Origin of the sequence: Peribacillus sp. YIM B13481, assembly GCF_042787985.1 — a bacterium.
GTDB lineage: Bacteria > Bacillota > Bacilli > Bacillales > DSM-1321 > Peribacillus > Peribacillus simplex_A.
This window is the reverse complement of record NZ_JBHZPE010000071.1, coordinates 1-14,750: the sequence shown is the minus strand read 5'-3', so window position 1 is coordinate 14,750 and position 14,750 is coordinate 1. Positions and strand designations below refer to the sequence as shown.

Here is a 14,750-nt window from a genome sequence, read left to right as displayed (position 1 = left end):
AGCCCAGTAGATTACCGGGTTCATGCCCTCAAGGTTGCCTAATTAAATAAAGTGTCTAACTTTTTGGGTTCACTTCAGTTGGTGGTCTTTTTAATGTATAAAAATTTACATTATCATTCATTCGAATTAGATAAAAAAATACAATTATTCAACAATTAGGCAATTTAATAGCTAAAATGACATTCTATAATTTACCTTGAATGTTAAGTACATTCCCTTACCAAGTACATATGATAATTATATAAACTGTAAAGGGTTGAGAAAAATGTATTATGTTCCTTATATCCATCCATATCAATATCAAAATCCTTATTATGTTAATGGACCAATGTATAACTATGTAAGACAGCCCGATTATTGGAATACTAATGATGCTAACCATTTGGGTTTTGTACAATCATTAAATAGAAGAAATAACATTGAGGTAAAAGATTATGGACCGAAACCATATGTAGTTAATATCAATGAGGCTACGAAACAAAACAATACCTATCGAACAGCTTTATGGACAGGAAATCATTTGCAAGTTACATTGATGAGTCTAAAAGTTGGTGAAGATATCGGTTTAGAAATTCACCCTAACGTTGACCAATTTTTACGTATTGAACAAGGCCAAGGGTTTGTTCAAATGGGAAAGAGAAAAGATAACTTAAACTTTGTAAGTAATGTTTATGATGATTCTGCCATCATGATACCTGCAGGAACGTGGCACAATGTAACCAATACAGGTAATATCCCGTTAAAACTTTACTCAATTTATGCTCCTCCTAACCATCCGTTTGGTACTGTTCATGTAACAAAAGCAGATGCAGTGGCTTCGGAAAGAAGTTTACGGTCATGGCAATAGAAATACAGTTATTTCTGGCAAGACTCCAGATGAATGGATACAGTACACAGAATTTTTGGTTAAAGAAGGTTTAGAGGATGTTAAAAGAGGAATAAATGCTACACACATTCTTCAAGAATTTATTCTAATGGGAGTTCTTGTGGGGAAAGGATATTCTCCCGAAAAAGCATATGAAACAGTAGAAGAATGGGAACGTACAGGAGAATCCAAACTTCTTCAGCAAAGCAAAAATATGTATAAATAGAGTGAACCTATCATGCTGCAAGCGAGGACAGTTCCCTTAGCACTTTTAAAGGCCGAGAGTAGAATTAGAATTATCAAGGTGAACCGATCACAAATAGTGGTAAAACAGAGGGTGGAAATTGTTATTAATAATGAATGGATCGAAAAGTTAATATGAAATATACTAATGTTGAGGACAGGGAAACCTGTCTTTTTCTTATATATCGTGAAAGCGGATAATACAATATGAAATAAATAATTAATTAATTAAAATCAAGGATATGATATGACTAAAATAGATAAAATTGGGGTGGGGAAATGCCTGAACATATCGAAGTAATTTTGAGGTCAATTACTTCTTTCACTTTATTACTAATTGGAACAAGAATATTAGGTAAACAAACGATATCTCAAATGACAATGTTTGATTTTGTTGCAGCAATTTCGCTAGGTGCAATTTCAGCGAATTTAGCCTTTAATACTTCTATTAAGGTACATCATACAATTATTGCATTTACTATATATGTAGCAATTATTTTCCTGATTGCAGTTATTTCATTAAAAAATAGAAAAGGAAGAAAATTTCTGGCTGGAGATCCCACAATTGTGATGCAAAATGGAAAAATATTAGAAGGAAACATGAATAAAATGCGATATACATTGGATTATTTAAATCAACAACTAAGGGAAAGAGATATTTTTAACATTGAAGAGGTTCTATTTGCAATAGTAGAAACAAATGGAACGTTAACAGTACTAAAAAAGCCGCAATTTAGAAACGTAACAAAACAGGATTTGATGATTGCAGTAATGCCTGAACAGAAGTTACCTATTGAACTTATTATGGATGGAGAAATAATAAAAGAGAATTTAGAACAAAATAATATAACGTTTTCATGGTTAGAATCAGAGTTAAAAAAGCGTAATTTATCAAAATATGATGTTGTTTATGCAGTACTGGCTGCCAATGGTAATATGTATGTTGATACATTTAGAGATCATATCCATTCCCCTATTGATAAAGAATAATTATTTCTTTACACAAAAGTAAAGTATAAAAATAATAGGGACAACGTAATCGTGTGAGAGTAAAATTATTTTCTAGCAAGCCCTCTTTCAAATGCTGATAGAAGGTTTAAAGCGGCATTGCGTAGTTGCTTAATGCAAGAACAGCGAAAACCATATATATTAGCGCTGTTCTTATATTTCACATTATCGTTGGATTCTTGCTGTGATTTTATATATCTGCTAAGAATTAGCATCACACAGTTTGTGTCAACTCTTCAATAAATCTTATAGAACTCCCTCAGTTAATTAAGTATTTCTTACGAATGCTCGCTTATTCGCAGGATTTCATTCCACTGGGTAGAGTAAGAATTAGGGAATAAAAGGGGATTTGACCGTTTGGGCAATATGAAGGCAGATGGAAACAGAGGATTTACCTAAATCCCTTAATATTCCATATAATGCACGCTTTCTCCACGACACCCTCAGAGGCTTTCCCTCCCATGTCTCAACGGGTCATATTTATATGCCCTTTCATTCCTTCGTCATGCCTATCCAAGGGGTGGAGTCTGGTATTGCTAACGGAACGGGTCATTGCCCTTTTGTTCTATACATCCAGTACTCCGTGCTTTCTTTGAAATCCTACGAATAAGCCAATGCTCGTGAATGGCGATATCAAAAGGCAAGTTTCATGCTGCATCTTGAGAGATCGGATAAACTTTTTCTGGGGAATATTCAGATCCAGTTCTGGCCATTCCCACTAAAACTCTCGCGAGTTTACCGCACAACTTCATGACAGATTTCATTTTCTTTGTTTTTTTCACCTTAACATTTGTGGCGTGAATGGCTTGGAACTCTGGGTTATTCATGATTAGGCTCATCGTCGCAAGAAATAGAAAACGTCTGAGTCGAGATCTTCCACGTTTGGATAGGACAATTTGGCCTTTCCACTTCCCAGAGCTTGCCTCGGAAAGGTGCAGTCCTGCGTGACGTAATAAAGCATTGCCGTGAGCGAATCCACTTAAATCACCTGATTCTCCAAGAATACCAGCCAGTGTAATCGTGCTAATTCCTTTAATCGCAAGTATTTTTTCGGCATAAGGGATTTGTACGAGTATGTTTGTGACCTCTTGTTCAACTGCTTCAAGTTGGGCGGTCGCAAGATCGTATTCCTCAAGCAATTGCTTCAAATGAAGTTTATAAGCATCAAGAGCTTTTTTAGTACCAACCGATTTGTTCGCTAGTTCGATCAGTGAATGAGCCTTTGGAATACCGGCATGTCTTTTCATCACCGATTTCCATCCTTTAACGATATCTTGAGTCTGTAAGGAACGTAGTTCAACTGGAGTAGGAAATAGACGAAGGGTTGCGATAGCTCCCTTCGCTGTAACATCTTTGAAGACTTGACGTAGTTCAGGGAAGACGATATCTACCCAGCGATTTAGTTGGTTGATTGAGCTGACAAGACGTTTAACAACCATGTCCCTGTTAGACATAAGGACTCGAAGTTTTTCAATGGATTCAGGGCTATGATGAATGAATGTATAATAGCCATTTTTCATCATATCAGCGATGACGAGAGCGTCCTTTTTATCGCTCTTAGATTGGGTATTATCTCGGTTCTCTTTATTCCTTTTAACAAGGTGCGGATTTACGGTAACAACATCGACGTTTTGTTCAAATAACCATTTTGATAGATTCAACCAGTAATGACCGGTAGGTTCCATGCCCACGATGGCTTTGTCTAAACGGTTTATTCGTTTAAGTTCTTTGATCCAACTTAGTAATTTAGTAAATCCCTCATCGTTATTTTCAAAGGTTAGAGGATGACCGACCACAATTCCTCGATAGTTAACAGCTCGAGCAACATGAAATTGTTGTGCAATATCAATTCCTACAACAAGATGACGATTCGTGATTCTTTCAATTAGTTGATTTTGTTTGTTTTGCATTTTAAAATTCATAGTAGAGCTTCCTCCTTAAGATGAGTTTTGGTTTGTGTGTACTCTCATCATACTGAGGGGCTCTGTTTTTTTCAAAGCCGATATTTAATGCTCTACAGGAATGCTAACGGGGCAGTTTAGTTGAAGAGTGCTGTCTGATCTTTATTCAACAAATGGGCCATATTCTGGAATAACGGGTAACCCCAAGACACCTGTAACTTTTACATTTAAACTTTAGCGGAAATAATAAAATTCTTTTTGGCTAAGCCTTAGAGGACATTAGAATCTTTAATTCCTGGTGTTAATGTCCTCTATCCTTTATCCATCTCTACCATACTTCCAGAACCACAAAATAAAAAATAGTCCTTGATAAGAGAAAGGCATCTTACAAAAAAGTCCCGCAGAATGAAATCTTGCGGGACTTTTTGAATACCAGTGGTTAGCGGTTATTATCAGAATAACTAGGATTGAATTTCTTCTCCGATCGATACGAAAAGCCTTTCTCTTCATTCAAAAGCACAATTCCATCTAAAAGAACTAGCCACCATTGCTCAATGCGAACACTGGATGGCCTCGAATGATAAAAACAGAGAGTTTTTAGAAGGGACATTAGGAGATGGTTGTTTACGGGAACTGCCTGATTTCGATATCGATGGTGAAGTAAAGAAAAACTTTGGCTATATTTCACCGCCTTAAAGGCGTTTCCAGTGTGTCTTGAGCCACTATATCTCTAAACTTGGATATTAAGAGTTAGATTTTTTATTACGTTTTTTTTACCAAATAGACAATGAAAGAAATTAAAGCAACCATGAATATGAATATAGTAATTTGATATCCTACATCAAACCAATTCACATGTGTTTCATTCATGTTATTATGCCTCCTTTAGAAATTAACAGTGTATGTAACTGATTTACTATAACCCAGAGGTTGACGCCCAGTATGATGAGGGCGACATAGATATGTAATCATCGCTTAAATCCCTTAATATAGGGGTTTAACGAGGATTCAGAAATGAATGCTCACCTAACATGTAAATATCTTTAAAGTAGAAGGCCTCCCACAGTCTACTGATGGGAGGCCTTTTCTTATTTGTTGTCAGTGAAGACAAAATTCCATGTTGGGAATGAAATCGTTTCGAACAGCCACCTATATTTTGAATGGTATCGAAGTAAGCGTATAGTTTAAAAAAATCAATCTCATCAACAGGCAAAGTCTGCACAAAATGAGGTTGAATTGGGATTCATAAGTTGTTCGGAGTAGCTGCTTAATCCCAAAGTTAACAGGATATTACCATTCTATGTTTCTATTTCATTATTTTTGCACTAGAACCTTCTAAACTCCCCAATAAACTTTGACTTTTATTAACGAGAATCTAGTTAAATTCATAAAAAAAGCGCTTGCATTATTAATTTTTTTGATTATAATACTTGTATACAAGTGTACTTGAACTCTATTAGAAGGTGAATTTATGGTCGAATCAAAGGAATTTCTTTATCCTGTAAAATGGCTTTCAAAAGCTTCAGCTGGTGATCGTGTAACATCCGAACTTAGAATGCGTATTATTTCGGGTATGATTGAAAGCGGTACCATCCTATCCGAAAATAAATTAGCTGCTGATTTCGGTGTTAGCCGCTCACCCATTCGTGAAGCGTTAAAAATACTGGCATCTGAAAATATCATCCGATTAGAAAGAATGGGTGCGGTTGTCATTGGTTTAACAGAAAAAGAATATGCAGAAATTTATGATGTGCGTTTACTCATCGAGACGTTTGTATTTGAACGGCTAGTAAGAATGGACACGAATGAATTAGTAATGGAACTTAGTAAAATATTAGAAATGATGAAAATTTCCATAAAGTACCGAGATGCTGATGAGTTTTCCAATCAGGATGTCATATTCCATGAAACAATTATTCGGTCCATCAATCATTCCTACATCCTGATGATCTGGGATAATTTAAAATCTGTGATGGAAAGTTTGATTCTTCTATCCATGCGGAGTCGTTTTAAAGAAAAGTATGAAGACTTTACACGGATCATAAATAATCATCAACTTTATATTGATGCGATCAAAACAAAAGATCGAGACCTTATGATTAAGTCGTTACATAAAAATTTTGATGATGTTCAAGAGAAAGTTGAAGACTTATGGATGTCCCAACAGATGCTTTCAAAAGGGGTCGAACAAGAAAATGACTAGCTATATGTTAGGCGTAGACATCGGTACAACAAGTACAAAAGCTGTATTATTTACGAAAAAAGGAGATGTCATTCAGCAAGAGAATATTGGTTATCCTCTTTACACACCTGATATGACAACGGCGGAACAAGACCCTGAGGAGATTTTTCAGGCTGTTTTGAAAGCCTTTTCAAATATAACGAAACAGCATTCAGATAAAAAACTATCATTCATTTCATTTAGCAGTGCGATGCATAGTGTTATAGCTATGGATGAAAATGACCAGCCGCTAACCCCTTGTATCACTTGGGCAGATAATCGCAGTGAAGCTTGGGCCCATAAAATAAAAGATGAATTAGATGGGCATGAAGTTTACAAACGAACCGGAACACCTATACACCCGATGTCACCATTATCCAAGATCACCTGGATTGTGAATGAATGCCCAGAGATTGCAACCAATGTTAAAAAGTACATCGGGATTAAAGAATATATCTTTAAAAAGTTCTTTGATCAATATGTTGTCGATTATTCCCTTGCGTCATCCATGGGCATGCTGAACCTCAAAAATTTGGATTGGGATGAGGAAGCCCTAAGAATTGCTGGAATAACGCGTGGTCAATTATCTGAGCTCGTACCAACAACAAAGATTTTTAACAACTGTGATCCGGATTTAGCCAAACAAATTGGGATTGACCCAGAAACCTCTTTCGTCATTGGGGCAAGTGATGGTGTTCTTTCAAATCTAGGTGTAAACGCTATCCGGAAAGGTGAAATCGCTGTCACGATTGGGACAAGCGGTGCGATTCGGACGATTATTGACGAGCCGAAAACAGACGAAAAAGGAAGAATCTTTTGCTATGCCTTAACGGAAAAGCATTGGGTGATTGGCGGGCCGGTAAACAATGGCGGGATGGTCCTTCGCTGGATTCGCGATGAATTTGCTTCATCTGAGGTAGAAACAGCTAAAAGACTCGGAATCGACGCTTATGAAGTTTTAACCAAGATTGCAGAACGTGTAAGACCAGGGGCTGATGGATTGTTATTCCAACCATATCTTGCAGGTGAACGCGCACCATTATGGAATCCGGACGTACGGGGTTCATTTTTCGGATTAACACTGTCGCATAAGAAAGAACATATGATTAGAGCGGCTCTAGAGGGAGTCATTTACAATTTATACACAGTATTTTTAGCCTTAACCGAATGCATGGACGGTCCCGTGACCCGAATTCAAGCTACGGGTGGCTTCGCTAGGTCGGCTGTTTGGCGGCAAATGATGTCTGATATCTTCGAATCGGAAGTCGTGGTTCCGGAAAGCTACGAAAGTTCCTGCCTGGGTGCTTGTATATTGGGGTTATATGCCACCGGGGAAATTGAGTCCTTCGAAGTAGTTTCAGAAATGATAGGCAATACCCACAAGCACACACCGATAGCTGATTCTGTAAAAGAATATAGGCAACTACTGCCGATTTTTATTAACCTATCAAGGGTATTGGAAAGCGAATATACACAGGTTGCGAATTATCAAAGAAACTTAATAAATGCTGCAAAGTAAAGACATGGAGGAATTACGATGCCATTAGTTATTGTCGCTTTAGGAATTGTCGCTTTATTAATTTTAATAATGGGCTTAAAATTAAACACCTTTATTTCCTTAATCATTGTGTCGTTTGGAGTGGCTTTAGCACTTGGGATGCCACTTGATGGAATTGTCAAAACCATTGAAGCAGGATTAGGCGGAACACTTGGTCACTTAGCGTTAATCTTTGGACTTGGAGCGATGTTGGGTAAGTTAATCGCAGATTCAGGCGGCGCGCAGCGCATTGCCATGACCCTTGTTAAAAAATTTGGTGAAAAGAATATTCAATGGGCAGTCGTAGCAGCATCATTTATTATCGGTATCGCGTTATTTTTTGAAGTGGGATTAGTATTATTAATTCCAATCGTATTTGCGATTTCAAGAGAATTAAAAGTTTCGATATTATATCTTGGTATTCCAATGGTAGCGGCATTATCCGTGACTCACGGTTTCTTACCGCCGCACCCGGGACCAACCGTTATCGCTGGTGAATATGGTGCAGACATTGGTCAGGTTTTACTGTACGGCTTCATCATTGCGGTACCAACCGTTATTTTAGCTGGACCAGTATTTACAAAGATAGCTAAAAGATTAGTACCTGACTCATTTACGAAAACAGGCAGCATTGCCTCTTTAGGAGAACAAAAATCTTTTAAACTTGAAGACACACCTGGATTTGGAATCAGTGTATTTACCGCTTTACTTCCGGTTATATTAATGTCAATTGCTACGATTATCACTTTGATGCAAAAAACAATGGGATTTGAGGATAATGGTTTACTGGCAGCTATCCGTTTTATTGGCGAAGCCGGTACTTCCATGTTGCTTTCCTTATTATTTGCGGTTTATTCAATGGGATTAGCAAGAAAGATTCCAATGAAAGATATTATGGAATCTTGTACCTCAGCAATCTTGCATATAGGAATGATGCTCTTAATCATAGGGGGCGGCGGAGCTTTCAAGCAAGTATTGATCGACGGCGGTGTAGGTGACTATGTAGCTGAATTATTCAAAGGAACATCATTATCACCAATCCTGCTTGCTTGGATCATCGCGGCAATCCTGCGTATTTCCTTAGGATCTGCTACCGTAGCTGCTTTAACGACAGCTGGTTTAGTTATTCCGATGTTAGGTCAGACGGACGTTAACCTTGCTCTAGTTGTACTTGCTACAGGAGCGGGAAGTTTAATCGCTTCACACGTTAACGATGCTGGCTTCTGGATGTTTAAAGAGTATTTTGGTTTAAGCATGAAAGAAACATTTGCAACATGGACCTTGCTTGAGACGATTATTTCAGTAGCTGGATTAGGATTTATTCTATTACTAAGCTTATTTGTATAGGCTTTTCCCGGCAGTAAATCCCCCACTTATTGTAGGGATTTACTGCCTATTATTCTTACACAAAAGGAGCAGAATTAAATGTTCAATACAATTGGTGTCATTGGTTTAGGGGTCATGGGCAGTAATATCGCTTTAAATATGGCTAGTAAGGGGGAACAAGTAGCTGTCTATAACTACACAAGAGATTTAACGGATCAGCTTGTTGCTAATTTGGACAGTCAGTCGCTACATCCGTATTACGAAATCCAAGACTTTGTTCAGTCACTGGAAACTCCAAGAAAGATTTTTCTAATGGTGACTGCGGGCAAGCCGATCGACTCGGTGATCAATTCATTACTTCCTCATCTTGAATCAGGCGATATTATCATGGACGGCGGTAACTCCCATTACGAAGATACTGAACGCAGATATGATGAATTGAAATCTAAAGGAATCAGTTACTTAGGGATTGGTATTTCTGGTGGAGAAGTCGGGGCGTTAAAAGGACCTTCAATCATGCCGGGTGGAGATAAAGACGCCTATGAAAAAGTAGCTCCGATTCTGACAAAAATCGCAGCACAAGTAAATGATGACCCTTGCTGTACCTATATCGGTCCAAAAGGAGCAGGTCATTTTGTGAAAATGGTACATAACGGAATTGAGTATGCAGATATGCAATTAATCGCCGAAGCCTATACATTTTTAAGAGAAAAGCTGCATTTGGAAGTTAATGAAATTGCTGGCATCTTTGAAACCTGGAATCAAGGCGAACTGAAAAGTTATTTAATCGAAATCACTGCTGAAATTTTAAGGAAAAAAGATGAAATAACGGGCTTACCCTTGATCGATGTGATTCTTGATAAAGCAGGACAAAAGGGTACAGGCAAATGGACCAGCATGCAAGCTATTGATAACGGAATACCAGCATCGATTATTACAGAGTCTTTGTTTGCTCGTTACATTTCCGCTTTAAAAGAAGAACGGGTTAATGCAGAACATATTCTAACAGGCCCTGAGAACGATCAGCAAAAATTAGATAAAAATGAGTGGATTGACTATATTAGACAAGCATTATATATGGGAAAAGTTTGTGCATACGCGCAAGGTTTTACTCAATATAAAATGACTTCTGAACTTTACGGCTGGGATTTGCCTTTAAAGGATATTGCGCTGATTTTCCGTGGTGGCTGCATCATTCGTGCAGAATTTTTAAACGTCATTAGCGAAGCCTATCAAGAGCAGCCGAATCTGGCTAATTTACTAATCTCACCATATTTTGCCGAAAAGGTTACGGATTACCAGGTAGGATTGCGAAAGGTTGTCTGTGAGGGAATAAACTCCGGTATCTCGTTTCCATGTTTAAGCGCTTCACTCACTTATTACGATAGTTATCGAAAAGGCATCTCAAATGCTAACCTTTTGCAAGCACAACGTGATTATTTTGGAGCCCATACCTATGAACGACGTGATTTAGCAGGAGTCTTTCACACAAACTGGCAGTGATAGAAAGTGAAAAAAGAAACAGCCATCTCTCAATAAGCGTTCATGAATTTGAGATGAATAAATTTGATAAACTTGTGAAAAATTTGTCATTGATTGACAATTCTATGTTTCCTGCTCTTGTATCAAAAGATGCGGATAAAAATGCGGTATATCGGAATTGAAAAGCTTGCAGATAATACGATCACTCAAGGCTCTGGCGGCCATCTGTAGAGCATGCATAATGATATTAAGAAAAGAGAAGAAAGCATTATGAAATGGTTAATAGAAAATGGATTTTAATTTTTAATTGGCATTCGCATAAAGTTTATTTGGAAACTTTATTTGGTAAGTTCGAAAGGAAAAATGAAGAATGTTTGTAAGGAAAGACACGCTAACAATTTGTTAACGCAATCAAGCGGAAAACGATAAAATCTCGTTAAAGATGTTACACCACTGATTAGCAAAAACCTTGCTATAACACACTTTTAGCACATATCGTTAAAGATATTATACACTCTCACCATACGGGCGGCATGATGTAATCATTGCTTAAATCCCTTGAAATATAGGGGGTTAACAGGATTTAAAAATGGATGCTCACCTTAACATGTAAATATTTTTAAAGTGAAGGTCTTCCATCAGTTTATTGAACTGCTGGAAGGCCTTTTCTTTCATGTAGTCAGTCGTATGAGCATAGAAGTTTATTGTTGTTTGAATATCTGTATGTCCTAATCGTTGTTGAATTTCTATCAACCCCACCCATGCTTGGCACGGGGCAAGGCGCCAAGACCAACCAAGTGTAACATCCACAATGGATAAGGATAGATAGGAGATAGCGGCTATGCAAGAGAAGTAAGGAAAGCGAATAGATGATCTAATCGTATAGGGAAACAGAAGAAAGGAAAAGGAAATCTTATCGGTATCCCTAACAACTTCTGGATAGGCTAAACTTATCTAGACAGAAAATTTAAGGTCAGGTAGACTACAGATACAACTAGTTATAGAAAAGAGGTCCGATATGCGACGTGATATACAACCGAATGAACGAGCTTTCTCTTCCAAGGAAGTGGCAGAAGAAGTGGGGATTGCAACTCCCACTGTTCGAAAGTATGGTCAAATCTTAGAAAGAAATGGATATGAGTTTTTGAAAGATGGAGATCGACGTATCTTTGTTCAATCTGACATCGGGGTGCTTATAGCGCTACGCGATACGGACAAGCCCCTAGACGATACAGCTAAAGACCTTGTATTTCAACAAAAAGAAAGATTAGAAGGATCCAATGAAACAGAGATAGCGATACCCGATACATATGAAAATTTACCCCACGACCCCAATCAATTAAAAGAGGTCTTAATGTTTTTAGTCAATGAACTCGCAGCCACACGTGAAATGAATGTCCAACTGACAAGCGATATGTCAGAGCTTAAAACAAAGGTTTCCCGGCTCCAGCAAGATCATCATGTTATAAGTTCTAGTATTGGAAATTCAGCGCAAAGAACTAATACTAAAATTGAACACTTAACTGAACAACAAAATATCCATTACGAAACATTGCTGCAGCAAGAAAAACAAAAAAGTGAAATCTTACAAAAAGAAATACAAAATATGCGGGACGAACAGAAAAAAGACTGGAGTTCACAAAATGAATTTAATAAACGTTTAGAAGAAGCGATACAAAAACGTTCAGAAAAATGGTGGGGGCTTTTCTCCATATTCAGAAAATAAGGTGACTGTCATGTTTTTTTTGCCTAACTGATTAATGATTTGTGGAAGCAAATTATTGATGTAGAAACATTTGATAAATCTTTTTTTTATATATAATGATGGATAAAAGCATAGTGACATATATGATTCGCATAGCTGAAACACAGAATTAAGAAAGAGTATTTCAACTTTACAGGATTTGGTGCCTACTATGTAATCGCTCAGCGATACCAATGTTTCGCAAGTTCTACCAGAGGCAAACAGAGGCTCAATTGAAATTCATTGGAGATTTGTTTAAGCGATATGCATCTAAAACAAAATCACAATTTGAGGCAAGCAAAAAAAACATGTTTGATAAAATGGAGTTGAGGCGGTTGAAAACTGCATTCAAAAAAAGGGTCATCCTTAATAGAGTTGCTCCAGACAGTGGGTGATCGGTTCTTTTTTTTGTGTGTTTTGTATCGCTGGGCGATATAACTTGGTTTAATAGAAAAGCTATGTTCGTCCGAATGAACGAGTATCTCTTCTAAGGTAGTGGAAGAAGAAATGGGGATGCAACACCCACTGTCAAAAGTATGGTCAAAACTTAGATGAAACGGATATGTGTTTTTAAGATGGTGATTGCCTATCTTTATTCAATCCGACATCAAAGCGGTCATAGCGTTACGCGATACGGACAAGCCCCTAGAGGATACGGCTAGGACCTTGTGTACCTACAAAAAGATAGATTAGAAGAAACTAATGAAACAGAGATAACGATACCCGATACATATGATAATTTAACCCATAATCCCAAACAATTAAAAGAGATTTTAATTGTTTTAACCAATGAACTCGTAGCTACGCGTGAAATGAACATCCACTGACAAACGATATGTCTCAGCTTAAAACAACGGTTTCCAACTCCAGAAAGATCCATGTCCTTAATAGTGTTCCTCAAGAAAGGGGCTGATCGGTTCTTTTGTGTGTTTCGTATCGCTGGGCGATATAACATACAAATAAATCCACAGAACCTTCATCTTTAATAGAAAGGGAGGTCCAATATACGATAGGATATACATCCGAATGAATGAGCAGCCTCTTCCAAGGAAGTGGCATAAGAAATAGAGAGGCAAAATCCACTATTCGAAGGTATGTTTAAAACTTAGAGCGAAATGGATAGGAGCTGTTAAGATGGCGATTGGCATATCTTCGTTCAATCCGATATCGAAACGCTTATAGCGTTACGCGATACAAGCAACCCTCTAAACGATAGAGCTAAAGACTCTTGTATCAAGAAATAGAAAGAATAGAAGGAACCAATGAAACAGAGATAGCGATACCCGATACATATGACAATATATTTAACCCATGTTCTCATTCAATTAAAAGGGATCTTAATGTTTTTAACCAATGAACTTGCAGCTACGCGTGAAATGAACCTCTAACTGACAAACGATATGTCACAGCATAAATCTGAACAACAAAAAAACATTATGGAAGCAAATCAAAAGTGGAAATTCCTTTGTTCCAACTATTCGGAATAACCATTTTCAAATTTCAACAATTTCCCGAGAAATATCTACAAATTCTGAGTAGATATCGACAAAGTTAGGCTTTTAAAAGGGATAGCGATACCCGATACATATGACAATATATTTAACCCATGTTCTCATTCAATTAAAAGAGATCTTATTGTTATTAACCAATGAACTCGCAGCTACGCGTAAAAATGAACCTCTAACTGACAAACGATATGTCACAGCTTAAAACTGAACAACAAAAGACCCATTACGAAACATTACTGCAATTAGAAAAAGGTTTCATTCCCTTTTTTAGTCCCCTATACAATCTTCAGGTGTTAATTTTCGTTAATAACTATTTAAACCTAAGGCAACCAAATCAAAAGTGGAAATTCCTTTGTTCCAACTATTCGGGATAACCATTTTCAAATTTCAACAATTTCCCGAGAAATATCTACAAATTCTGAGTAGATATCGACAAAATTAGAAGCTTCTAAAGGCGATTTGTTTTTGCTGATAAAAAAGTAGAATTTGTATAACCATTACTTACCAGAGAGTTTGTAGTTGCTCCATTATGGAAGATCAACTTATATAAAAGAATAGAATAATCCAATTAAATAGTATAAGGGCATGTTTTGATTAATCTTTTTTCAAAACATGTCCTTTCTATTTATTCATTTATCAGGTTTCTTGGATTAATTTGATCAAACTTTGTTTAAAAGCTACACTTTTATAAATTACCAAAAAATTTCCTTGCCCTAGTTATATAGATGGAAATAGAAAAAAGGTGGATATTATATGAAATTATCAATACTTGTAGCCCCTTTTTGCATAAAAAAGAGCTGACTTAAAGACAGCTCCGATCTTCAGCTAATGCACCCGTTTAGCATTCCTGTAGAGCGTTATTTTTCAGCTTTGAAAAAAATAGGGCTCCTCAGTAAGATATGAGTAAGACACCAC

Annotated in this window: 10 protein-coding genes and 1 pseudogene; 10 read left to right on the top strand and 1 reads right to left on the bottom strand. The window is 37.1% G+C overall.

Annotation, left to right across the window (positions count from 1 at the left end; genetic code table 11):
• The first annotated feature begins 265 nt into the window (after nt 1-265).
• From ACFX4X_RS23345 to ACFX4X_RS23335, 3 genes are all read left to right on the top strand, one after another.
• On the top strand, nt 266-847 hold the full coding sequence (locus tag ACFX4X_RS23345) for a cupin domain-containing protein (RefSeq protein WP_377386912.1): 582 nt from the start codon (nt 266-268) through the stop codon (nt 845-847).
• The gene (locus ACFX4X_RS23340; protein ID WP_377386909.1) at nt 807-1,091 is read left to right on the top strand and encodes a hypothetical protein; all 285 of its coding nucleotides are present in this window, start codon (nt 807-809) and stop codon (nt 1,089-1,091) included. The genes ACFX4X_RS23345 and ACFX4X_RS23340 overlap by 41 nt, the downstream gene beginning before the upstream one ends.
• 296 nt (nt 1,092-1,387) lie before the next feature.
• On the top strand, nt 1,388-2,098 hold the full coding sequence (locus ACFX4X_RS23335) for a DUF421 domain-containing protein (protein WP_377386907.1): 711 nt from the start codon (nt 1,388-1,390) through the stop codon (nt 2,096-2,098).
• A gap of 665 nt (nt 2,099-2,763) precedes the next feature.
• On the opposite strand, the gene ACFX4X_RS23330 is transcribed toward ACFX4X_RS23335, so the two are convergent.
• The gene (locus tag ACFX4X_RS23330) at nt 2,764-4,038 is read right to left on the bottom strand and encodes an IS110 family RNA-guided transposase (protein WP_377386905.1); all 1,275 of its coding nucleotides are present in this window, start codon (nt 4,036-4,038) and stop codon (nt 2,764-2,766) included.
• A gap of 546 nt (nt 4,039-4,584) precedes the next feature.
• Here ACFX4X_RS23330 and ACFX4X_RS23325 point away from each other — a divergent pair.
• The 7 genes and pseudogenes from ACFX4X_RS23325 to ACFX4X_RS23300 all read left to right on the top strand — a co-directional run bounded on the left by ACFX4X_RS23325 (nt 4,585) and on the right by ACFX4X_RS23300 (nt 12,309).
• Nucleotides 4,585-4,713 (top strand): hypothetical protein, encoded by a 129-nt coding sequence (locus tag ACFX4X_RS23325; RefSeq protein WP_286141072.1) that lies wholly within the window; start codon nt 4,585-4,587, stop codon nt 4,711-4,713.
• Nucleotides 4,714-5,122: 409 nt separating this feature from the next.
• A pseudogene (locus ACFX4X_RS25570) lies at nt 5,123-5,288 on the top strand (IS6 family transposase); the annotation flags it as partial.
• Between the two features lie 200 nt (nt 5,289-5,488).
• Nucleotides 5,489-6,220, top strand: coding sequence for a GntR family transcriptional regulator (locus tag ACFX4X_RS23320; RefSeq protein WP_089364305.1), 732 nt, complete (start codon nt 5,489-5,491; stop codon nt 6,218-6,220).
• Complete coding sequence (gntK, locus tag ACFX4X_RS23315) at nt 6,213-7,757, top strand: gluconokinase (RefSeq protein WP_377386902.1); 1,545 nt, start codon at nt 6,213-6,215, stop codon at nt 7,755-7,757. Before ACFX4X_RS23320 ends, gntK begins: the two co-directional genes overlap by 8 nt.
• A gap of 18 nt (nt 7,758-7,775) precedes the next feature.
• Complete coding sequence (locus ACFX4X_RS23310) at nt 7,776-9,122, top strand: GntP family permease (protein ID WP_061461210.1); 1,347 nt, start codon at nt 7,776-7,778, stop codon at nt 9,120-9,122.
• Nucleotides 9,123-9,200: 78 nt separating this feature from the next.
• Entirely contained in the window at nt 9,201-10,604 is a 1,404-nt protein-coding gene (gene gnd / locus ACFX4X_RS23305) for a decarboxylating NADP(+)-dependent phosphogluconate dehydrogenase (RefSeq protein ID WP_377386900.1), read from the top strand.
• 997 nt (nt 10,605-11,601) lie between these two features.
• Complete coding sequence (locus ACFX4X_RS23300; RefSeq protein ID WP_377386897.1) at nt 11,602-12,309, top strand: SH3 domain-containing protein; 708 nt, start codon at nt 11,602-11,604, stop codon at nt 12,307-12,309.
• Nucleotides 12,310-14,750 lie beyond the last annotated feature (2,441 nt).